The 20,781-nt window shown below is 67.6% G+C and carries 24 protein-coding genes and 1 tRNA gene; 16 read left to right on the top strand and 9 right to left on the bottom strand.

The window, feature by feature from the left end; all coding sequences use genetic code 11:
• The first annotated feature begins 1 nt into the window (after position 1).
• Both P6144_RS15155 and P6144_RS15150 read left to right on the top strand, forming a co-directional pair.
• Positions 2-1,036, top strand: coding sequence for an NAD(P)H-quinone oxidoreductase (locus P6144_RS15155; protein ID WP_277768637.1), 1,035 nt, complete (start codon positions 2-4; stop codon positions 1,034-1,036).
• Positions 1,008-1,595, top strand: coding sequence for a hypothetical protein (locus P6144_RS15150; RefSeq protein WP_277768636.1), 588 nt, complete (start codon positions 1,008-1,010; stop codon positions 1,593-1,595). The genes P6144_RS15155 and P6144_RS15150 overlap by 29 nt, the downstream gene beginning before the upstream one ends.
• On the opposite strand, the gene P6144_RS15145 is transcribed toward P6144_RS15150, so the two are convergent.
• Positions 1,588-2,034: a hypothetical protein gene (locus P6144_RS15145; protein ID WP_277768635.1), complete on the bottom strand. Its 447-nt coding sequence runs from the start codon at positions 2,032-2,034 to the stop codon at positions 1,588-1,590. The two genes, P6144_RS15150 and P6144_RS15145, sit on opposite strands and share 8 nt — an antisense overlap.
• Positions 2,035-2,214: 180 nt before the next feature.
• Between P6144_RS15145 and P6144_RS15140 the strand changes: the two genes are divergently transcribed.
• The 4 genes from P6144_RS15140 to P6144_RS15125 all read left to right on the top strand — a co-directional run bounded on the left by P6144_RS15140 (position 2,215) and on the right by P6144_RS15125 (position 5,885).
• Positions 2,215-2,835, top strand: coding sequence for a glutathione S-transferase family protein (locus P6144_RS15140; protein ID WP_277768634.1), 621 nt, complete (start codon positions 2,215-2,217; stop codon positions 2,833-2,835).
• 241 nt (positions 2,836-3,076) lie between these two features.
• Positions 3,077-3,955 (top strand): UDP-2,3-diacylglucosamine diphosphatase, encoded by an 879-nt coding sequence (locus tag P6144_RS15135; protein ID WP_277768633.1) that lies wholly within the window; start codon positions 3,077-3,079, stop codon positions 3,953-3,955.
• A gap of 20 nt (positions 3,956-3,975) precedes the next feature.
• Positions 3,976-4,998, top strand: coding sequence for a glycosyltransferase family 1 protein (locus P6144_RS15130; protein ID WP_277768632.1), 1,023 nt, complete (start codon positions 3,976-3,978; stop codon positions 4,996-4,998).
• Positions 4,999-5,198: 200 nt separating this feature from the next.
• Positions 5,199-5,885, top strand: coding sequence for a DUF1013 domain-containing protein (locus P6144_RS15125; RefSeq protein ID WP_277768631.1), 687 nt, complete (start codon positions 5,199-5,201; stop codon positions 5,883-5,885).
• A gap of 219 nt (positions 5,886-6,104) precedes the next feature.
• Here the strand turns inward: P6144_RS15125 and P6144_RS15120 are convergent, their stop codons facing one another.
• Positions 6,105-7,232 carry an acyl-CoA dehydrogenase family protein gene (locus tag P6144_RS15120; RefSeq protein ID WP_277768630.1) on the bottom strand — a complete coding sequence of 376 codons (1,128 nt, stop codon included), beginning with the start codon at positions 7,230-7,232 and terminating at the stop codon, positions 6,105-6,107.
• A gap of 135 nt (positions 7,233-7,367) precedes the next feature.
• Here P6144_RS15120 and P6144_RS15115 point away from each other — a divergent pair, with 135 nt between their 5' ends.
• The 4 genes from P6144_RS15115 to P6144_RS15100 all read left to right on the top strand — a co-directional run bounded on the left by P6144_RS15115 (position 7,368) and on the right by P6144_RS15100 (position 10,048).
• Positions 7,368-8,054, top strand: a complete 687-nt coding sequence (locus tag P6144_RS15115; RefSeq protein ID WP_277768629.1) for a helix-turn-helix domain-containing protein — start codon at positions 7,368-7,370, stop codon at positions 8,052-8,054.
• A gap of 79 nt (positions 8,055-8,133) precedes the next feature.
• Positions 8,134-8,979 (top strand): dienelactone hydrolase family protein, encoded by an 846-nt coding sequence (locus P6144_RS15110; RefSeq protein ID WP_277768628.1) that lies wholly within the window; start codon positions 8,134-8,136, stop codon positions 8,977-8,979.
• A 118-nt stretch (positions 8,980-9,097) separates the two neighbouring features.
• Positions 9,098-9,736: a glutathione S-transferase family protein gene (locus tag P6144_RS15105; RefSeq protein ID WP_277768627.1), complete on the top strand. Its 639-nt coding sequence runs from the start codon at positions 9,098-9,100 to the stop codon at positions 9,734-9,736.
• A 69-nt stretch (positions 9,737-9,805) separates the two neighbouring features.
• The gene (locus P6144_RS15100; protein ID WP_277768626.1) at positions 9,806-10,048 is read left to right on the top strand and encodes a hypothetical protein; all 243 of its coding nucleotides are present in this window, start codon (positions 9,806-9,808) and stop codon (positions 10,046-10,048) included.
• Here the strand turns inward: P6144_RS15100 and P6144_RS15095 are convergent.
• The 4 genes from P6144_RS15095 to P6144_RS15080 form a co-directional block, all read right to left on the bottom strand.
• Entirely contained in the window at positions 10,045-10,251 is a 207-nt protein-coding gene (locus tag P6144_RS15095) for a DUF1289 domain-containing protein (RefSeq protein ID WP_277768625.1), read from the bottom strand. The genes P6144_RS15100 and P6144_RS15095 overlap by 4 nt on opposite strands.
• Positions 10,239-10,754 carry a thioredoxin family protein gene (locus P6144_RS15090; protein WP_277768624.1) on the bottom strand — a complete coding sequence of 172 codons (516 nt, stop codon included), beginning with the start codon at positions 10,752-10,754 and terminating at the stop codon, positions 10,239-10,241. The genes P6144_RS15095 and P6144_RS15090 overlap by 13 nt, the downstream gene beginning before the upstream one ends.
• Positions 10,751-12,151 (bottom strand): DEAD/DEAH box helicase, encoded by a 1,401-nt coding sequence (locus P6144_RS15085; RefSeq protein WP_277768623.1) that lies wholly within the window; start codon positions 12,149-12,151, stop codon positions 10,751-10,753. Before P6144_RS15085 ends, P6144_RS15090 begins: the two co-directional genes overlap by 4 nt.
• A 135-nt stretch (positions 12,152-12,286) precedes the next feature.
• The gene (locus P6144_RS15080) at positions 12,287-12,760 is read right to left on the bottom strand and encodes a hypothetical protein (RefSeq protein WP_277768622.1); all 474 of its coding nucleotides are present in this window, start codon (positions 12,758-12,760) and stop codon (positions 12,287-12,289) included.
• Between the two features lie 74 nt (positions 12,761-12,834).
• On the opposite strand from P6144_RS15080, the gene P6144_RS15075 reads away from it, so the two are divergent.
• From P6144_RS15075 to P6144_RS15065, 3 genes are read left to right on the top strand one after another with little or no spacing between them, the layout of a single operon-like run.
• Complete coding sequence (locus P6144_RS15075; protein WP_277768621.1) at positions 12,835-14,283, top strand: FAD-binding oxidoreductase; 1,449 nt, start codon at positions 12,835-12,837, stop codon at positions 14,281-14,283.
• A 52-nt stretch (positions 14,284-14,335) separates the two neighbouring features.
• On the top strand, positions 14,336-15,118 hold the full coding sequence (locus P6144_RS15070) for a SapC family protein (RefSeq protein WP_277768620.1): 783 nt from the start codon (positions 14,336-14,338) through the stop codon (positions 15,116-15,118).
• A 15-nt stretch (positions 15,119-15,133) separates the two neighbouring features.
• Entirely contained in the window at positions 15,134-15,682 is a 549-nt protein-coding gene (locus P6144_RS15065; RefSeq protein ID WP_277768619.1) for a cytochrome b, read from the top strand.
• 309 nt (positions 15,683-15,991) lie between these two features.
• Here the strand turns inward: P6144_RS15065 and P6144_RS15060 are convergent, their stop codons facing one another.
• Positions 15,992-16,834: an N-formylglutamate amidohydrolase gene (locus tag P6144_RS15060; protein ID WP_277768618.1), complete on the bottom strand. Its 843-nt coding sequence runs from the start codon at positions 16,832-16,834 to the stop codon at positions 15,992-15,994.
• A 117-nt stretch (positions 16,835-16,951) separates the two neighbouring features.
• On the opposite strand from P6144_RS15060, the gene P6144_RS15055 reads away from it, so the two are divergent.
• The 3 genes from P6144_RS15055 to P6144_RS15045 all read left to right on the top strand — a co-directional run bounded on the left by P6144_RS15055 (position 16,952) and on the right by P6144_RS15045 (position 18,579).
• On the top strand, positions 16,952-17,326 hold the full coding sequence (locus P6144_RS15055; RefSeq protein ID WP_277768617.1) for a response regulator: 375 nt from the start codon (positions 16,952-16,954) through the stop codon (positions 17,324-17,326).
• A gap of 238 nt (positions 17,327-17,564) precedes the next feature.
• Positions 17,565-17,639 (top strand) — tRNA-Val (locus P6144_RS15050).
• A gap of 142 nt (positions 17,640-17,781) precedes the next feature.
• Positions 17,782-18,579 (top strand): TonB family protein, encoded by a 798-nt coding sequence (locus tag P6144_RS15045; RefSeq protein ID WP_277768616.1) that lies wholly within the window; start codon positions 17,782-17,784, stop codon positions 18,577-18,579.
• Here P6144_RS15045 and kdsA read toward each other — a convergent pair.
• Together kdsA and P6144_RS15035 are read right to left on the bottom strand one after the other, a co-directional pair.
• Entirely contained in the window at positions 18,576-19,415 is an 840-nt protein-coding gene (gene kdsA / locus P6144_RS15040) for a 3-deoxy-8-phosphooctulonate synthase (RefSeq protein WP_277768615.1), read from the bottom strand. The genes P6144_RS15045 and kdsA overlap by 4 nt on opposite strands.
• 20 nt (positions 19,416-19,435) lie before the next feature.
• Entirely contained in the window at positions 19,436-20,743 is a 1,308-nt protein-coding gene (locus P6144_RS15035; protein WP_277768614.1) for a methyl-accepting chemotaxis protein, read from the bottom strand.
• Positions 20,744-20,781 lie beyond the last annotated feature (38 nt).

Below are 20,781 nucleotides of genomic sequence, written 5' to 3'. Positions count from 1 at the left end.
CATGGGTCTTCCGGAAACGATGCTGGCAATCGATCCCGAAGCGCCCGGTGGGCCCGAGGTGCTGGTGCCGGTATCGCGGCCGGTGCCGCAGCCCGGGCCGGGAGACGTGCTGGTCAAGGTTGCCGCCGCGGGCGTGAACCGGCCCGAGGTGATGCAGCGCAAGGGGCAGTATCCGCCGCCGCCCGGTGCGCCTTCGATCCTGGGCATGGAGATCGCCGGCAAGATCGTCGCGGTGGGCGAGGAGGTGCCGCGCGAGCTGATCGGCCAGCCGGTCTGCGCGTTGGTCGCGGGCGGCGCCTATGCCGAATATGCGGTGGCGCCCTATGGCCAGTGCCTGGCAGTGCCGCCGGCGCTCTCGATGGTCGAGGCGGCGGCGATCCCCGAGACGCTGTTCACCGTGTGGAGCAACGTGTTCGAGCGCGCCTATGCGATGGAAGGCGAGTGGATCCTCGTCCATGGCGGCACCTCGGGGATCGGCACCATGGCGATCCACCTCGCCAACCTGTTCGGCCTGACGATCATCGTCACCGCCGGATCGGACGACAAGTGCGAAGCGGCGCGGAAGATCGGCGCCGATCACGCGATCAACTACAAGCGCGAGGATTTCGTCGCCCGGGTGAAGGAGATCACCGGCGGCAAGGGCGTCAACATCGTGCTCGACATGGTCGGCGGCGACTATGTGCCGCGCAATCTCCAGTGCCTGGCCGAGGAGGGGCGCCACGTCTCGATCGCGGTGCAGGGCGGGATGCAGGCGACGATCCCGATCTTCGAGATCATGCGCAAGCGGCTGGTGCTGACCGGATCGACGCTTCGCCCGCGATCGGTGGCGTTCAAGAGCCTGCTCGCCGACGAGATCCACCGCACGGTGTGGCCCTTCGTCGCCGAGGGCAAGCTCAGGCCGGTGATCGACGCGGTGTTCCCGCTCGCCCGGGCGGCCGACGCGCATCGCCGGATGGAATCGGGCGAACATATCGGTAAGATCGTCCTCACCTTGGGGGAGGGTCTCGATGAATCTGAAAAAGGATCTGCCGTTTAAGCTCGTCGTCGGCGCGCTTGCGCTCGTGCTGGCCTGGTCGCTGCTATTGTCCGACCGCTATTGGTTCCTGACCGATCGTCCGGTCGTCGACGAGCTGGCGGCGGTGAAGGTGCCGCCCGAGCTCGGCGACATGATCTCCGCGATCGACGATTACGGCGTGCATATCCAGCGCCAGCCCAGCAAGGTCGAGCTGTATATCGCGATCAAGCGCAGCCAGCTGGGGCTCGAGCAGCCGGTGCCGTCCTATGCCCATATGAGCGATCCCAAGCTCGGCTATTCGGTGCGCGAGATGACCTTCCTGGGGATGCCGTTCTGGTACGCGCCCGAATATGGCCATGTGCTGTTCTTCAGCTCGGACTGGGGAGTCGTCGCGGCGCCGCTCAACGATCGGGGGCATGCCGCGCTGAACAAGGCCAATGGCCGCGACCTGCGGGCGACCAGCATGGTGCCGTGGTGGCAGCATCTCTGGGGCTGGCTGTTCCTCGCCGGGCTCGCGCTGGCGATCTGGCTCTGGCATCGCCGCGTGGTGCGCTGGCGCGAGGAGAACGGGATCATCTGATCCCGACAGCGCGCTCCATCGCTGCCGGCGCTGCCAGCTCGGCGACGATCGGGAACACCACGCTTTCTTCCCAGGCGATGCGGGCGCGCAGCAGGCGGCGCTGGTAGCGCACCGCGACGGTGAAGCCGTGCCGGTCTTCGGCGATGCGCGCCATCGTCCACACGCCATAATGCTCGCTGGTGCTCTGGCGCAGCTTCATCAGCTCTTCGGTGAAGCGCCAGGCGAGCGCCCGGTGCGCCGGATCGGCGCTGGCCTGGAGCGCGGCGGTGATGATCTTGTGCTTGTTGGCGATGTGGCGATTGACCGTCTGGCCGAGCGTCTGGCGCGCGGCTGCGAGCTGCTCGCTGCTCGATGCAGGATCGCCTGCCATCTCGATCACCACGTCGGTAAGCCGCACCAGCTCCTGATGCTCGTGCTGGATGAGGTCCAGGCCCTGCATGTCTCCATTCCCTTCAAAAACTCGTATATTATGAGTTCTTTATAGGAATGGCCGTCCGTCGATCGGGTGACGCGGAGATTAAGGCTTGGTAATCATAAGCGGTGCTTATGTACCTGTGCCGCAATTTGTTTGACCGGCAAGCACTTGCGGCGGACAAGGCGCCCCTCAAAGGGAGGGAATATGTCGGCGCTGGTGCTTCACGAATATGCTCCGTCGGGCAATTGCTACAAGATCCGGCTCACTGCCGCGCATCTCGGCATCCCGCTCGAGCGCCGGAACTATGACATATTGAAGGGCGAGACGCGCACCGCGGCGTTCCTCGGCCAGGTCAATGCCAACGGGCGCATCCCGGTGCTGCAGATCGGCCCCGACGATTTCCTGCCCGAGAGCAATGCCGCCTGCTTCTACCTTGCCGACGGCAGCGACCTGATCCCGCATGACCGTTTCGAGCGGGCGGACATGCTGCGCTGGCTGTTCTGGGAGCAATACAACCACGAGCCCAATGTCGCGACGGTGCGCTTCTGGAAGGGCTGGGTGGGCTTCGAGAATCTGAGCGACGTCCAGCGCGCCAACCTGCCGGGCAAGCAGGAAGCGGGCGCGGCGGCGCTGGCGCTGATGGACGAGCATCTGGAACGGCGCGACTGGTTCGTGATCGACCGGCTGACGCTCGCCGACATCGCGCTTTACGCCTATACCCATGTCGCGGAGGAAGGCGGGTTCAGCCTGACACCCTATCCGGCGGTGCGCGCCTGGCTCGATCGGGTGGCGGCGCTGCCGCGGCACATTCCGATCACGGCGTAATCTGGACGGTGCCGGCCCGCTCCCCCACCCGGCCACCCAACGGCAGTATTCTATGGGTGGCCGGGTGGGGGAGCGGGCTGGTACCGCATGCGCCGTCAGGCGCATCGAGTCACAATCTCAAGCGGAAGCGGTCCATTATGCAGATTTCTGTGACATCTGCGTGAACCGGCAACGATTCGAAATGTCATATTTCCCAGCCATTTAGCGCGGCCAGGCAAGGGCAGTTGCAGGGCTGGGCAACATGGCGACGATCACCAGGCTTCCGTTCGACGCACAGCATTTCGCGGATTTTCACGCTTCCTCTCCGTCGATCCCCGAAAAGGCGATCACCGAGCGCAAGCGCTACCGCGCGATCTGGATCTCGGACGTCCATCTCGGCACGCGCGGCTGCAACGCCGAGATGCTCATCGACTTCCTCGACCATGTCGACAGCGACGTGATGTATCTGGTCGGCGACATCCTCGACGGCTGGGCGCTCAAGAAGCGCTTCTACTGGCCCGATTCGCATAACGACATCGTCTGGCGCGTGCTCAAGCGCGCCAAGCGCGGCACCGAGATCGTCTATATCCCGGGCAATCACGACGAGATGTTCCGCCAGTTCTCGGGCCTGAACTTCGGCGGCGTGCACATCCGCCGCCAGGCGATCCACACCACCGCCGACGGCCGCCGGCTGCTCGTGCTGCACGGCGACGAGTTCGACGCGATCACCATGTCGCACCGCTGGCTCGCGCACCTGGGCGACGCCGCCTACGAGATGATGATGGGCCTGAACCGGCTGGTGAACCGCGTGCGCCGGCTGCTCGACCTGCCCTATTGGTCGCTCAGCAAATACGCCAAGGCCAAGGTCAAGAACGCGGTCGAGTTCATCTCGAAGTTCGAAGAGATCGTCGCGCACGAAGCCGGTGCGCGGGGAGTCGACGGCGTGATCGCCGGACATATCCACACCGCCGAGATGCGCGATATCGAAGGTATCGCCTATTACAATGACGGCGATTGGGTGGAGGGTTGCACCGCGCTCGTGGAGCATTACGACGGTACGATGGAAATTCTCCATTGGGCCGAAGAGATGGCGAAGCGCGAAAGCGACGAAGCGTCCGGGGTCAGACTGGCGGCTGCGTGACGGCAACGGAGGTCGGACCCGTGCGGATAGCCATAGTGACCGACGCCTGGGAGCCCCAGGTGAACGGAGTCGTGCGCACGCTGCAATCGGTGCGCGACGTCCTGGAGAAGCAGGGGCACAAGGTCATCGTGATCTCGCCCGATCTCTTCTATTCGCTGCCGTGCCCGACCTATCCCGAGATCCGCCTCGCACTTGCCCGGGTGGCCAGCGTCGGCGCGATGCTCGAGGCGTTCAATCCCACCGCGATCCACCTGGCGACCGAGGGGCCGCTCTGCGTCGCCGCGCGACGCTGGTGCATCCGCCACGAGATGCCGTTCACCACCGCCTATCACACCCAGTTCCCCGATTATGTCTCGGCGCGCTCGGGCGTGCCGGCCGAGTGGATCTGGCGCTACATCAAGTGGTTCCACGCGCCGAGCCAGGCGATCCTCGCTTCCACGCCCTCGATCCGCCAGTCGCTGATCGATCATGGCCTCAGCCATGTGAAGCATTGGGGCCGCGGCGTGGACCTCGCCAATTTCCATCCCGGCCTCGCGCCGCATCCGGCGATGAAGGACCTGCCCGGGCCGGTGCAGCTCTATGTCGGGCGCGTCGCGATCGAGAAGAATCTCGAGGCGTTCCTGAAGACCACGCATCCCGGCACCAAGGTGGTGGTGGGCGACGGCCCGGCGCGCGCCTCGCTCGAAGCGCGCTTCCCTGACGCGAAGTTCCTCGGCCCGATGTTCGGCGCCGAACTCGCCTCCGCCTATGCGGCGGCAGACGTCTTCGTCTTCCCCAGCAAGACCGACACGTTCGGCCTGGTGATGATCGAGGCGCTGGCCTGCGGCGTGCCCGTCGCCGGCTATCCGGTCACCGGCCCGATCGACGTGCTCACGCCCGAGACCGGCGCGATGGATGCCGACCTGACCAAGGCGATCGGCGAGGCGCTGACCAAGGACCGCGCGGCCTGCGCTGCCTATGGCCGCACCTTCACCTGGGAAGCCAGCGCGCGGCAGTTCGTCAACGCGCTCCACCCGATGCACGGAGAGCGGGCGGCGGCGTGACGTAAACGTCATCCCGGCGCCCGAATCTTCCTCCGCTGCCCAATAGCCGTCATCCCGGCTTTCGCCGGGATGACGTATAGGGCGGTTGTTTCGTGAGGCTGCCCGCCCCTTTTTCTTGCTCTTCTGCGCACATCGCATTAAGCCGGGCCCGTTACAGGCCGCCCGTGATGGGCGGCCCTTTCTATTTCTGGAGACTGTAAGTGGCCCAGCCGCTGATGCCCCATGCGACCGCTTCCTGGCTGGTCGACAACACTTCGCTCTCGTTCGACCAGATCGCCGAGTTCTGTGGTCTGCACATCCTCGAGGTCCAGGCGATCGCCGACGATACCGCGGCGACCAAGCTGACCGGTCGCGATCCGGTGCGCGCGCACGAGCTGACGATGGACGAGATCGAGAAGGGCCAGAAGGACCCGAACTACGTCCTCAAGATGCTCAAGGGCCCCGAGCAGGTCCGCCGCACCAAGGGGCCGCGCTACACGCCGGTCTCGAAGCGCCAGGACAAGCCGGACGGCATCGCCTGGATCCTGCGCAACCATCCCGAGATTTCGGACGGCGCGATCGGCAAGCTGATCGGCACCACGCGCACCACCATCGCCGCGATCCGCGATCGCAGCCACTGGAACATCGCCAACATCGTGCCGAAGGACCCGGTCACGCTGGGCCTCACCTCGCAGCGCGAGCTGGATGCGATCGTCGCCAAGGCCGCCAAGGCCGCCGGCATCGAAGCGCCGACCGACACCCGCCTCGAGGGCGATCGCGAAGCGCTGATCGAGCAGCTGCGCGCCGAGCGCGAGGCTGCGAGCCGCGAGGCCGAGGCTGCCGGCGAGGACGCGCCCGCTGCCCCGGTGGAGCACACCGCCGAGACGCTGTTCCGCACCAACAACTAAGCTTCGAATCCCAATTCCTCTTCCCGCAGGGGAGGGACCTGGGGCGCATCGACATTCAGTGAAAGCGTAGTCGCTGAGCTGCTCCCCGGCGAAAGCCGGGGCCCAGTTGCAATGTCGTTCGTGAGAGGTACGCGCGCCCAACCAGCTGCGCCGAGACTGGACCCCGGCTTTCGCCGGGGAACAGAATTGCTGCAGGCCGAAGAAGTTGTTCGCCCGGGCTCAACCGTCGATGTCGAGCCCCAGCGCGATGCGCGCGGCGAGGGCAAGCTGGGGCTCGCGCTGCAACGGGTGGAAGCGGGCGCCCTGCACGTCGCGAAAGGCACGTTCCAGCCCGGCCTTGCGATAAAAGGCCGCGCCGCCGGCGACTTCCATCGCGCGCGTCACCGTTGCGATCGCATTCTCGCCGATCAGCGTGCGGCAGATCATCGCGCGGTTGGTGGTGTCGGGGCCCGGCTGGCCGGCCGCGACGAGGCCGATCAGTTCCGCCAGCGCCAGCTCCGCCGCGGCATGCGCATTCTCCATCTCGCCGACGCGGGCGAGCAGGCAGGCATCGGGCGTGCGGCCGCGGGCGATCTCCAGCGCCCGCCGGCGCGCGCCATCCGCCACGCCCATATAGGCTGAATAGATCGATCCGAACGCGATCATGCCGATCACATGGAACAGCATGTGCCACTTGCCCTGGGGCCGCCGCCCGGCAATGCCCGCGTCCGCCACGAACACCCGGTCGAGCACGATGTCGTGCGATCCGGTGCCGCGCATGCCGAGCACGTGCCAGGCATCGACGATGTTTACGCCCTCGGCGCCAAGGGGCGCGCCGAAATGCAGCACGGTCGGCCCGGCCTCGGGATCGTCATAGACGGCGCTGGTCATCAGCAGTTGGCCCATCTGGCAGCCGCTGGAGAAAGGCTTGCGCGCGGTGATGCGGAAGCCGCCATCCACCTTCTCGGCGGTGCCGGCGCTTTCCAGCCAATCCGATCCGCCGCTCGAGACGAGGATCAGGTCCTCGGTCGCGACCCGGCGCAGCAGCCCCTCGGTGGGGGCGCCCTGGTGCGCGCGGCGCCATGCCGCGGCGGCGACGAGGTGGGTGTGCATCGAAAAGGCCAGCGCCGTCGATCCGCAGGCGGCGCCCAGCACGCGGATCGCCGCGAAGATCTCGGCCATGTCCGCGCCGCCGCCGCCCAGTTCCTCGGGTACCAGCGCCTTGAAGAAGCCGGCGTCCTTCAGGCGCTGATAGCCTTCGGTGACGAAGCTTTCCTCGGCATCGTGGCGATCGGCGCAGCTCTCGATCTCCGCCGCGATCACCTTGGCCTCGGCGATCCAGTCGCGCGCTGCAGCTTTGCTTTCCATCGTCATTCCCTCTCTGGTCGATTGGTCGCGACCCCAATCGCCTATCCTTCCGGCTATGCTCCAGTTCAGAAACTGAACTTGCCCGGTACAGAGTCTGTACTAATCCTTCTGCACGTTCGTGAAGGATTGGGGACGATGCAAGGGAGCTACAAGCAATTCTGCCCGGTCGCGATGGCCGCGGAGATATTGTGCACGCGCTGGACGGTGGTGCTGCTGCGCGAGCTGGTCGCGGGGTCGACGCGGTTCAACGATCTGCGTCGCGGCGTGCCGCGTATGTCGCCGGCGCTGCTCTCGCAGCGGCTGAAGGAGCTGGAATGCGCGGGCATCGTCGAGCGCGGCGAGGGCGGCAGCGACTACCGCCTGACCGAGGCCGGGCGCGAGCTGGGGCCGGTGGTCGAGGCGTTCGGCATCTGGGGGCAGCGCTGGGTGTCGCACGAGCTTTCGCTCGAGCAGCTCGATGCGCAGCTGTTGCTGTGGGACATGCGGCGAGGCCTCGATCCCACGCCGCTGCCGCCCCGGCGCTGCGTGATCCTTATCCGCTTCCCCGATCAGCCCGAGGCGAAGCGCCGGGCTTGGCTGGTGGTCGATCCGGATGGCCAGGTGGACCTGTGCACGATCGATCCCGGCTTCGACGTCGATCTCTATGTCTCGTCGGACCTGCGCACGATGACGGCGATCTGGATGGGCTATGAGACGGTGCGCGCCGCGCTCGACAGCGAGGCGCTGCTGCTCACCGGCGATCCCGCGATCGCAGCGAACATGCAGCAATGGCTGGGGCTTAGCCCGTTCGCGCCGCATGCCCGGCAACGCCTGGCGGCATGACGGGGGCGGGCGGGGCGTGTAGCCTGCGCCGGCGACTCGGGGCCTGCCGCGTCGCCTGCGACAAGCGTGGAGGGATCCCATGTGTGACGAGCTGACCGCCGCCGACAACGCCCATTTCCTGATGAGCCGGCGCGAGTTCGGCGCGGGCGCCGCCGCGGCCGGCATGGTCGCGCTGCTGCCGGTGCCGGCCAATGCCGCCGAGATCAAGGGCAGCGACGTCATCATCACCACGCCCGACGGCAGCTGCGACGCCTATTTCGTCGCGCCCGCCACCGGCAAGCATCCCGCGGTGATCGTGTGGCCGGACATTTTCGGCCTGCGCCCGGCCTTTCGCGACATGGCGGACCGGCTCGCCAGGTCGGGCTATGCGGTGCTCACCGTCAACCAGTTCTACCGCTCGACCAAGGCGCCCTTCGTCAAGCCCGGCCAGGGGTTCGACGACGCGCTCAAGGCGCAGGTCGGCCCGTGGCGCGCGCTGCTCACCCCCGATGCCACCACGCGCGACGCCAAGGCGTTCGTCGCCTGGGTCGATGGCCAGAAGCAGGTCGACAGGAAGCGCGGAATCGGCAGCACCGGCTATTGCATGGGCGGGCCGATGGTCATGTACACCGCGGCGGCGGCGCCCGCGCGCGTCCATGGCGGCGCGACCTTCCATGGCGGCGGGCTGGCGGCCGACGGGTTGATCGCGCTGGTGCCGAGCATGAAGGCACGCTGGCTGATCGCGATCGCCGAGAATGACGATGGCCGCGCGCCGGGCGACAAGGACAAGCTCAAGGCCGCGTTCGCCGCGAGCAACCAGCCCGCCGAGATCGAAGTCTATAAGGGCACGATGCACGGCTGGTGCCCGCCGGACAGCCAGGTTTACAACGCCGATCAGGCGAACAAGGCCTGGGACCGGTTGCTCGAGACGTTCAAGACGCTTTGAGGCAATCCGTCATCGAAATCCCCTCGTCATCCCGGCTTTCGCCGGGACGACCGGAAGGCGCTTGACGGGTATTTGAATCAAGTTCACTATTTGTTCCAAGTTGATTCGGAGGCAGGCCATGGCGGACGATCTGATCTTCTACACCCATCCCCAGTCGCGCGGGCGGATCGCCCGCTGGGCGCTGGAGGAAGCCGGCGCGGCCTATGAGACGCAGCTCGTCGACTATGGCACGACGATGAAGGGCGGGGATTATCTGTCGGTCAATCCGATGGGGAAGGTGCCGGCGATCGTGCACAACGGCCATGTCGTCACCGAATGCGCGGCGATCTGCGCCTATCTGGCGGAAGCCTTTCCCGAGGCCGGGCTCGCGCCGACGGCGGACGAGCGCGCCGACTATTATCGCTGGCTGTTCTTCGCCGCCGGCCCGGTCGAGCAGGCGGTGACCAACAATCATGCCCAGTTCGTGCCGTCGCCCGAGCAGGGGCGGATGTTCGGCTATGGCAGCTATGACGCCACGGTCGACGTGCTCGAAAAGGCGGTGTCGGCGCATCCCTATATTGCCGGCGACCGCTTCACTGCGGCGGACATCTATGTCGGCTCGGCGGTCGGCTGGGGCACGATGTTCGGCACGCTGCCCAAGCGCCAGGCATTCCTCGATTATTTCGCCCGGTTGAGCAGCCGCGAGGCGTACCAGCGCGCAGGCGCCAAGGACGATGCTCTGGCGGCGGAGCTCGAAGCGGCCAAGACGCCGGCGTGATCGTAGCGCCCTGCGCGGCGGGGTTGCATCGTTAGTTCGCGTACCTGACTGGAAACTATGGAGGGCGGAGTGGAACACTCGGCAGCCTATGGTGCCGGCTACGCGGCCGGGACCCTGATCGGCTATTTGCTTTTTTACGGCGGCATCCTCGCGCTGGGCGTGTTCTTCGGCAAGCGGCTGGCGCGAAAGCGCGATACCGGCTTCGTGCGCTGGCCGCTGCACGTGGCTTTCGCGCTAATAGTGCTGCTGCTCATGGGCCAGTGCGCCGGTCGCAGTGGTGCGCAAGACGTGACGAGCAGCGCGCAGGCCTAGATGGGCTTGCCTTCCAGCCGCTCCATCCGCGCCGGCAGTTCTTCCATCACCGTATCGCGATCGGTCTGGTCGGTCTCGCCCCAGCGGCAGATCTCGTCGAGCGTGCGGCCGCAGCCGATGCACCAGCCGCTCTCGGCGTCCATCACGCAGACGCTGATGCAGGGGCTCTCGACGATCGGCACATATTCGATCATCTCGTCCATCGCGCGAGCCAGTCGGCCACTTGCTGGGGCTGCATCAGCCGCGCGTCGCCGAGCCCGGTGACGTCCTTCGGGTTGCGCAGCCGACCGGTCCGGGGGTCGATGACCAGGATCGCGGGCACCGCGTCGAGCGTCGCCGCCCCGAAACGGCGGGGCAGGTCGAGATTCTGGTCGAACTGGCCGATATCGACCTGCACCAGCTCGAAATTGCGCGCCATCCAGCCGGCCATGTCCGGCAGCTCGAAGATACCCGCCAGCACCCGGCAATCGACGCACCAGTTGGCGCCGAAATCGACCAGCACCAGCTTGCCCGACTTCTTCGCGCGGGCGAGCGCCGCGGTCACGTCCCTGCCGGCGTCGCGGCTCGCGTCGTAGGGCGCGGGCAGGGGCAGCGGCAGGTGCGCGATCGAGCGCGCCTTGAGCCGGGGCGCGGCCTGCTGGGCCAGCGCCGCACCGGGCGGCGCCAGCGCAGCCAGCGCAAGGGCCAGCCCGGCGCGCCGGATCATTCGGCGGCGAGCGTGTAGTTCAGGAAGTCCGGGATCGGGCCGTTCCAGCCCTCGTCCGGCCCCAGGTCCCTGTTAGGGTCGCGCTCGTCGCGGCGGCGATCGCGGTCGCGGCGCGGCGGCTCGGCACGCGCCTCGCGCCGGGGCTCCTCGCGACGCGCTTCCTCGCGCTGCGGCTCTTCCTTCTTGCCGCGACCGCGCCGGGGCTTGTCGTCCTCGGCCTTGCGGCTGCGGCCGCGCGGCGCCTCGTCGCGCGCACCTTCGTCCTCGGCCGGAGCAGGCGCACCGCGCAGCTTCACCCGGTTGATCTTCTGGCCGGTGAGCTTCTCGATATTGGCGATGTTCTCGGCGTCTTCCTTGGTCACCAGCGTGTAGGCGGTGCCCTTCGCGCCCGCGCGGCCGGTGCGGCCGATGCGGTGGACATAATCGTCCGGGTGCCAGGGGGCGTCGAAATTATAGACGTGGCTGACGCCCTTGATGTCGAGTCCGCGCGCGGCGACGTCGGAGGCGACGAGGATGTTCACGTCGCCCTTCTTGAAGCGCTCCAGCTCGGCGAGGCGCGCCGGCTGGTCCATGTCGCCATGGATCTCCGCCGAGCGGACGCCGTGGCGCTGCAGGCTCTTGTTGAGCTCGCGCACCGTGGTCTTGCGGTTGCAGAAGATGATGCCGGCCTGGACGTTCTCGGCCTCGAGCAGCGCGCGCAGCGTCTCGCGCTTCTTCATCGTGCTGGTCTCGATGAGATACTGCGTGATGTTGGTGTTGGTCGTCGCCGGGCGCGCGACTTCCACGCGCTTGGGATCGTTGAGGAACTTGTCCGCCAGCTTCTTGATCACCGGCGGCATCGTCGCCGAGAACAGCAGGGTCTGCCGGTCCTTGGGCAGCTTGGTGCAGATTTCCTCGATGTCGGGGATGAACCCCATGTCGAGCATCCGGTCCGCCTCGTCGATCACCAGCAGCGAGCAGCCGTTGAGCAGGATCTTGCCGCGGCCGAACAGGTCCATCAGCCGGCCCGGCGTGGCGATCAGCACGTCGACGCCCTTTTCCAGCGCCTTCACCTGGTCGCCCATCTGCACGCCGCCGATCAGCAGCGCCATCGAGAGCTTGTGGTGGGTGCCGTACTTCTCGAAATTCTCCGCCACCTGGGCAGCGAGCTCGCGCGTCGGCTCGAGGATGAGCGAGCGCGGCATCAGCGCGCGCGTGCGGCCTTCGCCCAGGATGTCGATCATCGGCAGCACGAAGGCAGCGGTCTTGCCGGTGCCGGTCTGGGCGATGCCGATAAGGTCCTTCCCCATCAGGACCGGGGGGATCGACTGCTGCTGGATCGGCGTGGGCTCGGTATAGCCCGCGTCAGTCACAGCGCGCAGAAGTTCGTCTGAAAGGCCGAGATCGGCAAAGCTCATGCAATTTTCCGGAAAATCGGCGTGGCAGACCCACGCGCGAAGCCTGCACGCGCTTGCGGATTTGTCGCGGAAAGTCAAGCGCAGAGGTGTGTCTGGGTGTTGGCAGGCGCCGTCAGGCGCCGCCGGGAACCCGCCTCAGCGCGCCAGTTCGAGGGTGCGGAAACCCTCGACGTCGCACGAGCGGCCCGATCGGACGCGGAAGGTGTCGCGCCCGGCGCAGATCTTCTGGTCCTTGTTGGTCTTCACATAGAAGCCCGAATAGAAGCCCAGCACCATGCATTTGCGCCCCAGCTTGGCGCGCAGCAGCGTGCCGTCGCGCAGCACCAGGTCGACGCTGTCCTGGGTGTTGACGCCGGCGAAGCCGGAGATGTCCTGGACCTTCACGCAGTCCTTGGCCTTTTTCTCGATCACGCGCGGCGCGCGGCGCACCACGATGGTCGCGCTGCCGGTGATGGTGACGCGCGGCACCGCGATCGTCACGCTCTGCTGTTGCTGCTGTTGCTCGAAGCTCGCCGCCACCGCATCCCAGCTGGGCGCGCCATCGGGCGCCGCGGCGGGCGCGGCGGCGAGGAGCAGCAGGCTGGAGGAGACGGCAATCGGATTCGGCATTTCGCGTTGGTTATGTACGACCTAGGTTTGAACAGTGGATGAACTGGTGCCCAGCGTGCTAGCCCAAAAATGCCATGACACCAGCACAACAGCAGCTCGTCAGCGCCGTTTTGGAGCGCTTCGGCCCCAAGTCCGTCACCACGGACGCCCAGGAGATCGCCCCCTGGGAATCGGATTGGCGCGGCCGCTATCACGGCAGCGCGCCTGCTTTGCTCTCGCCGGGATCGACCGCGGAAGTTGCCGAAATCCTCAAGCTCGCCGTCGAGCTGGGCGTGCAGATCGTGCCCCAGGGCGGCAATACCGGCATGGTCGGCGGGGCGACGCCGCCGGCGGACGGCTCGGCGCTGCTCCTTTCCACCCGGCGGATGAACCGCATCCGCTCGATCGACACGGTAGGCAATCTCGCCGTGGTCGAGGCGGGGGTGATCCTCACCAATTTCCACAATGCCGTGCTCGATCAGGGCCGCCGCTTCCCGCTGACGCTCGGCGCCAAGGGCAGCGCCACGATCGGCGGGCTGGTCTCCACCAATGCCGGCGGCACCCAGGTGCTGCGCTTCGGCAACATGCGCCATCTCGTCGCCGGGGTGGAAGCCGTGCTGCCCGACGGTTCGATCTACGAGGGGCTCGCGCCGCTCAAGAAGGACAATCGCGGCTATGACCTCACCCAACTGCTGATCGGCGCGGAGGGGACGATCGGCGTGGTCACCGCCGCGACGCTGCGCCTCTATCCCGCGATCCTGGAGCGTGCCGCCGCCTGGGTGGGCGTCGCCAGCCCCGAGGACGCGCTCAAGATCCTGCGCATGATGGAAGCGCGGACGACCACGATCGAGAGCTTCGAGATCATCCCGGGCGAAATCCTCGGCCATGTCCTCCACCACATTCCCGGGACGCGGTCTCCGCTCCAGGGCGAGCATGCCTGGCACGTGCTGATCGAATCGGTCGCCACCGAAGCGGGCGCCGAGCCGCCGGCGGAGCTGCTCGGGCGGCTGCTCGAGCCGGTGTTCGACGCCGGGCTGGCCGAGGACGCGGTGATCTCGTCGAGTGAGTCGCAAGTCGAGGCGTTCTGGCACATCCGCGATTCGATCTCGGAGGCCGAGCGGGCGCTGGGCCCGGCGATGCAGCACGACATCTCGGTGCCGGTCGACAAGATGCCCAGCTTCATGCTGTCGGCGGCGGCGGAGGCCGAGCGGCGCTTCCCCGGCACCACCGCGACTGCCTTCGGCCATCTCGGCGACGGCAATGTCCATTTCCACGTCCGCGCGCCGCAGGGCGCCGATCGCGACAGCTGGTATGCGGGCGACGGCCCGGCGATCTCGAGCCTGGTCTATGACCTGGTGGTGGCGGAAGGCGGCTCCATCTCGGCCGAGCATGGAATCGGCCAGATGAAGCGCGCCGAGCTGGAGCGTTTGAGCCCGCCGTCGCGCATCGCGGCGCTGAAGGCGATCAAAATGGCACTGGACCCGCATGGAATCCTAAATCCCGGCAAGCTCGTAAGCCTTGCGCCCGAGGCTGGCACGCCATAGACCCGCCCACCGGGATTCCAGACATCAGCATTTAGTTCCCAGGAGATTTAGGATGGCTTCCGCCCCGCAGCAGTCGCTGCCTCTGTTCTACAACGATATTCTGCCGCTCTCGAGCCAGCAGCATGCGGACTTCAGGATTCGCGCGGCCGACAAGGCGCCGTTCCTTGCCAAGCAGCACGCGGTTCCGGTGACGGTGGAAGAATTCCCGCTCGTGCAGCGCTTCATGCCGATCGTCTTCTCGCAGGGCGAAGAGCCGGTGCCGCTCGCGCTGATGGGCCTGAACGAAGGCATCAACACCTTCTTCGACGAAGACGGCTCGCTCAACGAGACCAACTTCTACGTGCCGGCCTATATCCGCCGCTATCCGTACCTGCTGGCGCGCCTGCGCCCGGACAGCGACGAGCTGTCGCTCTGCTTCGATCCGACGTCCGACACGGTCGGCGCGTTCGAGGAGGGCGATGCGCTGTTCGTCGATGGCGAGCCGAGCGACGTCACCAAGGGCATCCTGCAGTTCAACGAGCAGTTCGAGCAGGCCGGCGCCCGCACCGGCCAGTTCATGAAGGAGCTCAAAGATCTCGAGCTGCTGATCGACGGCGAAGTCACGATCCAGCCGGAAGGCTCGGCGCAGCCCTTCGTCTATCGCGGCTTCATGATGATCGACGAGAACAAGCTGAACGAGATGCGCGGCGACCAGCTTCGCAAGATCGTCCAGAACGGCATGCTGCCGCTCATCTACGCCCATCTCTTCTCGCTGGGCCTGATGCGCGACATTTTCGGCCGCCAGGTGCGCCAGGGCAAGATGCCCGAGCCGCAGCTCGTCCAGCCGACCGCGTAATGTGCCAGTAATTTGATGAGGATTGGGCGCGGCGAGAGCTACAGTCGGGGGGCGATCGCCTTCCACTGGGCGATCGCCGCGCTCGTTCTCTTCAACCTGATCGTCGGCCTGTTCCATGACGCGATGCCGCGGGCGTGGGGCGTGATGCCGATCCACAAGTCGGTGGGCATGGCCGTGCTGCTGCTCACCCTTGGCCGCATCGGCTGGCGGCTGGCGCACAAGCCGCCGCAGCTGCCCGATGCGATGCCCGGCTGGGAGAAGACCGCGGCGCACGCGGTGCACTTCCTCCTCTATGCGCTGCTGCTGATCCTGCCGCTCACCGGCTGGCTGCTTTCCTCCAATCCGGAGCGACCGCGCCCGATCGACTGGTTCGGGCTGTTCGAGGTCCCGGTGCTGCCCGCCACGCCGGGCATCGCGCACAGCGCGCACGCGGCGCATGAGCTGCTCGGCTTGCTGATGGCGGCGCTGGTGGCGATCCACATCGCCGCGGCGCTGCGCCACCATTTCCTGCTGCGCGACAATGTGCTCGCGCGCATGGCCCCGGGGCTCCGCCGAAACGGTTGATCTTTCTGCAAGAACGGCCCCTCGCAGCCCCTTGAACTAATCTACCCCCCAATTATATTTGGTCTTGTACGGCTTCATGTCCCCCCTTTCGTGAGGCTGTACGGCACGCCCTCGGGCGTGTCTCCTCCCTGAACCTTGGCCACCTCGTGGGTAACCACGAGGTGGTTTTTTATTGGGCTGCAGTCGGCGCGGAATCGCCCCCGTTGTTCCCCGGCGAAAGCCGGGGCCCAGGATTTCTCTGCCGGCTCGCTTGTGACCCTGGGGCCCGGCTTTCGCCGGGGAACAGGTAAGGCATGCGCAGGTGGCGCGCTATTCCGCTGCGATCGCTCCCGGCAGCGCTTCGTCGGCCACCGAATCGATGATGTCGCGCAGCAGTCGCACCGCAGTCTCCAGCCCCGGGCCCGGCTGGTCGAGCGCCGAATCGAGATAGAAGGACCGGTCGAACTCGAGCTGGATCGCGTGCACGCTGCGGCGCGGCTCGCCGTGGCGCTCGAGGATATGGCCGCCCGAATAGGGGGTGTTGGCCGCGGTCCGCACGCCGTGCGCGCGGGCGACGCCTTCGATCCGCCCCAGGAAGCGCGCCGCGGCGGACTTGCCGAAGCGGTCGCCGGGCACCAGCCGCGCCGCGGTCGCCGGCGGGCCCAGCGGCGGCATCGAATGCACGTCGAGCAGCACCGCCACCCCGAATCGCGCCCGCGCCGAGGCGAGCGCGGCGGCGATCGCCTCGTGCCAGGGGCGGTGATCGGCATGGATGCGCTGCTGCACCTCGTCGGCGGTCAGGCGGCGCTGCCAGATGTCGCCGGCATTGCCCACCCGGCGCGGCACCAGCCCGAGTCCCGAGCGGATCTTGGCCGAGAGCGGCGCGCCATGCGTCCAGGCGCCGTCGTCGAGGCGGGGGTCGCGGTCATGCTCGGCGCGGTTGAGGTCGATCCAGGCGCGGGGTCGGGTGGCGACGAACAGCGTCTCGTCGCGCCGGGCAGCGAGCGCGATCGCATCGGCATGCCGGTCCTCCAGCCCGCGCAGCGCCGCCACCGGCACGCGCAGCAGCGCCCGCAGCGCCTCGGGATAGTCGCGCCCGGCATGCGGCACCGACAGCACCACCGGGCTCAGCGGCTCTGGCGGACCATGACGGACGAAGGAAGTCTCGCTCACAAGGCTCAGGCTATGCCCGCCACAGCGCCGCCGCAATGCCGTGGAACAACGAAAAGGCGGAAAATCTTAAGGGCTTGGCGTATAGGATGCCGCCCTGTCGATTTTGAGTGGGGGAACATGATCCGGATTCTGCTGGCCGAGGATGACCGCGTGATGCGGGAATATCTCACCCGGGCGCTCGAGCGTTCGGGCTATGCGGTCAGTGCCGTCGATCGCGGCACCGCGGCGATTCCGCTGCTGGAAACCGAACGGTTCGACCTGCTGCTCACCGATATCGTGATGCCCGAGATGGACGGCATCGAGCTGGCCCAGAAGGCAAGCGAGATCGCGCCGGACATGCGGGTGATGTTCATCACCGGCTTTGCGGCGGTCACGCTCAAGGCCGGCAAGCAGGTGCCCCAGGCCCGCGTGCTCTCCAAGCCCTTCCACCTGCGCGACCTCGTGCTGGAGGTCGATCGGCTGTTCGAGGCGGAGAACGCCGGATTTAATTGAAGCTTTCGCTTTGGGCGGTGCCGGCCCGCTCCCCCACCCGGCCACCCATAGAATACTGCCGTTGGGTGGCCGGGTGGGGGAGCCCGGGCCCGGGCCCCCACCCGGCCCCCCACTCACTCCGGCGGTGGGGGGCCGGGGGGGGGGCGCGGGCCGGTACCGCAAAAACTGAAAAAGCGTGCTTGCGCGGCTCGAAAAGCCCCGCTATTGGCCCGCTTCCCGTTTCGGCCTCCGGGCCCGTGGGCGTGTAGCTCAGTGGTAGAGCACTGTGTTGACATCGCAGGGGTCGCAAGTTCAATCCTTGCCACGCCCACCATATAGAAAGCCCGCCAGGTCAGTGACTTGGCGGGCTTTTTGCTGTGCGCCGAGGTGCGTGGATAACGCCGTGTAAATGCTGTCCACCGACAATTCTCACATCCCTGCCGTGCAACGGGAGTAGCCAACCGGAGAGAGGGCGGATGGAACTCGCAATATTCGGGGTCGCCGCGGCGGCCGCGATGATTTTCACGCAGGAAGAGCCTGTCCCCGACTGGCTGGTGCGCGACGTCAGCGACGGCTGTGTCGTCACTGCGACTTCGCCCAGCGAGGCGGGCACGAGGCTGGACTATTATCTCCGGAGCGATGGCTGGTCGGCGATCATCCTGAGCAACCCGACTTGGCCGGAGAATGCGGCTGGCGAGCGTGGTTTCGAGGCGCTGCTGGGCCCTGTTCGCTTTCGCGCCGGGCAGCGGCCGCTCGCCGCGGACCTGAACGCCACGGTCGTATTGACCGACGCGCAGGCGCTGCGAAGCGCCTTCGCCCGCGCGACGAAGCTCGTGGTTCACCGCCAGGGCGCGCTTCCGGACGATATCGATCTGGGCGGATCAGCCAGGGCGCTGGCGGCGGTGGAAGCGTGCGCAAGGCCGTCACAGCCGGTCGATCCGGTGCCGCGTCCCGGCGCGCGCGCGAACGCGTTCGATCGAATGCCGTTCAGGCCCGCGCGCCCGCGCGGCTCCCCTCAGCTCTGGGCCAAGGCATCGCCCGAGGATGCTAGCCTAAGCGGGATGAAGGGCAGCGTGCGCTTTCGCCTTGATATCGACCCGCTGGGCCGCGTCTCGGCCTGCACGATCCTGCGCTCGAGCGGGAACGTGCTGCTGGATAATGCGGCCTGCGCGAAGATGCAGCGGAACGGCCGGTTTACGCCGGCCGAGGACGAAATGGGGCGGCGCATACCGGGAAGCTGGTCGTTCGGCATGAACTGGAAGGGCGAGCGTTAGCCGCGCATCCCGCCCTTCACGAACGCATCGAGCCGCACCAGCCCGGCCACCAGCGCTTCGAGCTGGTCGAGCGGCCAGCTGTTCGGCCCATCCGACAGCGCCCGGTCGGGATCGGGGTGCGTCTCGAGGAACAGCCCCGCCAAGCCCGCCGCGACGGCGCCGCGGCACAGCAGCGGGACATGCTCGCGCGCGCCGCCCGAGCTGGCGCCGCGGCCGCCCGGCGCCTGCACCGAATGCGTCGCGTCGAACACCACCGGTGCACCGGTCTCGGCCATCACCGCCAGGCTGCGCAAGTCGGTGACCAGCGCGTTGTAGCCGAAGCTGGTGCCGCGCTCGCACAGCAGGAAATTGTCGGGCTCGACGCCGGCTTCCCGGGCGGCGGCGCGCGCCTTGTCCAGCACATGTGCCATGTCCCAGGGCGCCATGAACTGCGCCTTCTTGATGTTGACCGGCCTGCCGCTCGCCGCCGCCGCCGCGATCAGATCGGACTGGCGGGCGAGAAAGGCCGGGGTCTGCAGCACGTCGACCACCGCCGCCACCGCCGGCACCTGCGCCGCTTCATGGACGTCGGTGAGCACCGGCAGCCCGGTCTCGGCGCGCACCTTGGCGAGGATCGCCAGCCCCTCGTCCATGCCCGGCCCGCGATACGCTTCGCCCGAGGTGCGGTTGGCCTTGTCGAACGATCCCTTGAAGATCACCAGCAGCCCCAGCCGCTGCGCCAGCCCGGCCAGCGTCTCCGCCACGCGCAGCGACAGCGCCTCCGATTCGAGCGCGCAGGGGCCGGCAATCAGGAACAGCGGCCGGTCGCCGCCCACTTGGGTACCGCATAGAAGCATGCGGCCAGCCTAGGCAGGCTTCAGGCGCGGCGCAATTCGCCCAGAAAGGCGTGGACCTGGTCGGACAGCGCATCGGCGCCGCTATGCAGCCGCACCGCTACGCGCTGCATCGCCTGCGCCTGGTTCGACGCATCCTGCGAGGTGCCGCCGATCTGCTCGACGTCGCGCTGGATGCCGTTGCTCGCCTGCACCGCCTCGTCGACGTTCCAGGCGATCATCCGCGTCGCATCCTCCTGCGCGGCCACGGCGCTTTCCACGGCGTCGGCCAGCGTCGCCATCGCGCCGATCGCCTGCTCGACCCGGTCGTGCCCGGCGGCGACTTCGTCGATGCCGCTGCGGATCTCGCGGACATGTGCGGTGATCCGGTCGGCGGCGATGCCGGTCTGGGTGGAGAGCTGCTTCACTTCGTTTGCCACCACGGTGAAGCCGCGCCCGGCTTCGCCGGCGCGCGCCGCCTCGATCGTGGCGTTGAGCGCAAGAAGATTCACCTGCCGCGCGATGTCGCTGATCAGCCCGATCACCGCGTCGATCGACTGGGCGGAGTGGAGCAATTCGCGGGCACGCTCGCTGCCGGTCTCGACCAGGCTGCGCACCACCGCGGCGGCCTGGCGGGCATCGCCGGTATTGGTGGCGATGCCGGCCAGCGCCTCGGCCAGCTCGCGGCCGCGCGCAGCGATCTCGGCCATGTTGTCGCTGGTCTGCGAGGCGGCGGTGGCCACCGCCACGGCGTGGTCGCCCACGCCGCTTGCCCGCTCCGCCGTCGCGGTCGCGCCATGTTCCAGTTCGGTCGAGAGCTGGCCCAGGTCGTGCGCCAGCGCGCCCACCTGCGCCTCGAACCGGCTGCTCGCCGCCTCGATCCGCGCCGCGCGTTCCAGCTGCGCGCGTGCCGAGGCGACTTCGCGCTCGGCGGCGAGATGGACGAGCCGGCGGTTGTTCACGGTCGCCCGCACACGGCCGTTCCGGGTCAGGATCATCCCCTCGGACCCGCCGGAGGCGCGATAGGTCTCCATCAGCCGCCCAAGATCGTCGGTCATCTCCGCGGTCGGGCAGGTGCGGACATAGCGCGCCACCGCGGCGCCGTAGCTGGGGTTGCGCATCAGCGCATGGCCGAAGGGATTGAGCAGCAGTCGCCGCACATCCTTCTCGAAGATCGCGCCGAGCGGGCGCGCCTTCTCGTCGACGATCGCCACCAGCCGAAGCTCGGGATCGCCGCCGAACAGCTCGGCCGCGCGCCACATCGTGTCGGTGAGCGTGAGCAGCGGCGGATCGAGCTCGCGCTCGGTGAGCCAGGCGGCGCTCGGGGCGGGCGAGGGGGCGGCGAGAAGCATCGCGTGCCGGATAGGAGGCAGTTGGTAAATGCGTGCTT

The organism is Sphingomonas sp. HITSZ_GF, assembly GCF_029543155.1.
Lineage (GTDB): Bacteria > Pseudomonadota > Alphaproteobacteria > Sphingomonadales > Sphingomonadaceae > Sphingomonas.
Note: the sequence above shows the minus strand (reverse complement) of the source record. Positions and strands in the feature narration are given on the sequence as shown.

What these genes read in the sequence shown, in the direction of transcription:
- P6144_RS15155 (WP_277768637.1), top strand. Translation starts at nt 2, where the DNA reads ATGGGTCTTCCGGAAACGATGCTGGCAATCGATCCCGAAGCGCCCGGT.
- P6144_RS15150 (WP_277768636.1), top strand. Translation starts at nt 1,008, where the DNA reads ATGAATCTGAAAAAGGATCTGCCGTTTAAGCTCGTCGTCGGCGCGCTT.
- P6144_RS15145 (WP_277768635.1), bottom strand. Translation starts at nt 2,034, where the DNA reads ATGCAGGGCCTGGACCTCATCCAGCACGAGCATCAGGAGCTGGTGCGG.
- P6144_RS15140 (WP_277768634.1), top strand. Translation starts at nt 2,215, where the DNA reads ATGTCGGCGCTGGTGCTTCACGAATATGCTCCGTCGGGCAATTGCTAC.
- P6144_RS15135 (WP_277768633.1), top strand. Translation starts at nt 3,077, where the DNA reads ATGGCGACGATCACCAGGCTTCCGTTCGACGCACAGCATTTCGCGGAT.
- P6144_RS15120 (WP_277768630.1), bottom strand. Translation starts at nt 7,232, where the DNA reads ATGGAAAGCAAAGCTGCAGCGCGCGACTGGATCGCCGAGGCCAAGGTG.
- P6144_RS15115 (WP_277768629.1), top strand. Translation starts at nt 7,368, where the DNA reads ATGCAAGGGAGCTACAAGCAATTCTGCCCGGTCGCGATGGCCGCGGAG.
- P6144_RS15110 (WP_277768628.1), top strand. Translation starts at nt 8,134, where the DNA reads ATGTGTGACGAGCTGACCGCCGCCGACAACGCCCATTTCCTGATGAGC.
- P6144_RS15105 (WP_277768627.1), top strand. Translation starts at nt 9,098, where the DNA reads ATGGCGGACGATCTGATCTTCTACACCCATCCCCAGTCGCGCGGGCGG.
- P6144_RS15095 (WP_277768625.1), bottom strand. Translation starts at nt 10,251, where the DNA reads ATGGACGAGATGATCGAATATGTGCCGATCGTCGAGAGCCCCTGCATC.
- P6144_RS15090 (WP_277768624.1), bottom strand. Translation starts at nt 10,754, where the DNA reads ATGATCCGGCGCGCCGGGCTGGCCCTTGCGCTGGCTGCGCTGGCGCCG.
- P6144_RS15085 (WP_277768623.1), bottom strand. Translation starts at nt 12,151, where the DNA reads ATGAGCTTTGCCGATCTCGGCCTTTCAGACGAACTTCTGCGCGCTGTG.
- P6144_RS15080 (WP_277768622.1), bottom strand. Translation starts at nt 12,760, where the DNA reads ATGCCGAATCCGATTGCCGTCTCCTCCAGCCTGCTGCTCCTCGCCGCC.
- P6144_RS15075 (WP_277768621.1), top strand. Translation starts at nt 12,835, where the DNA reads ATGACACCAGCACAACAGCAGCTCGTCAGCGCCGTTTTGGAGCGCTTC.
- P6144_RS15070 (WP_277768620.1), top strand. Translation starts at nt 14,336, where the DNA reads ATGGCTTCCGCCCCGCAGCAGTCGCTGCCTCTGTTCTACAACGATATT.
- P6144_RS15065 (WP_277768619.1), top strand. Translation starts at nt 15,134, where the DNA reads ATGAGGATTGGGCGCGGCGAGAGCTACAGTCGGGGGGCGATCGCCTTC.
- P6144_RS15055 (WP_277768617.1), top strand. Translation starts at nt 16,952, where the DNA reads ATGATCCGGATTCTGCTGGCCGAGGATGACCGCGTGATGCGGGAATAT.
- P6144_RS15045 (WP_277768616.1), top strand. Translation starts at nt 17,782, where the DNA reads ATGGAACTCGCAATATTCGGGGTCGCCGCGGCGGCCGCGATGATTTTC.
- kdsA (WP_277768615.1), bottom strand. Translation starts at nt 19,415, where the DNA reads ATGCTTCTATGCGGTACCCAAGTGGGCGGCGACCGGCCGCTGTTCCTG.
- P6144_RS15035 (WP_277768614.1), bottom strand. Translation starts at nt 20,743, where the DNA reads ATGCTTCTCGCCGCCCCCTCGCCCGCCCCGAGCGCCGCCTGGCTCACC.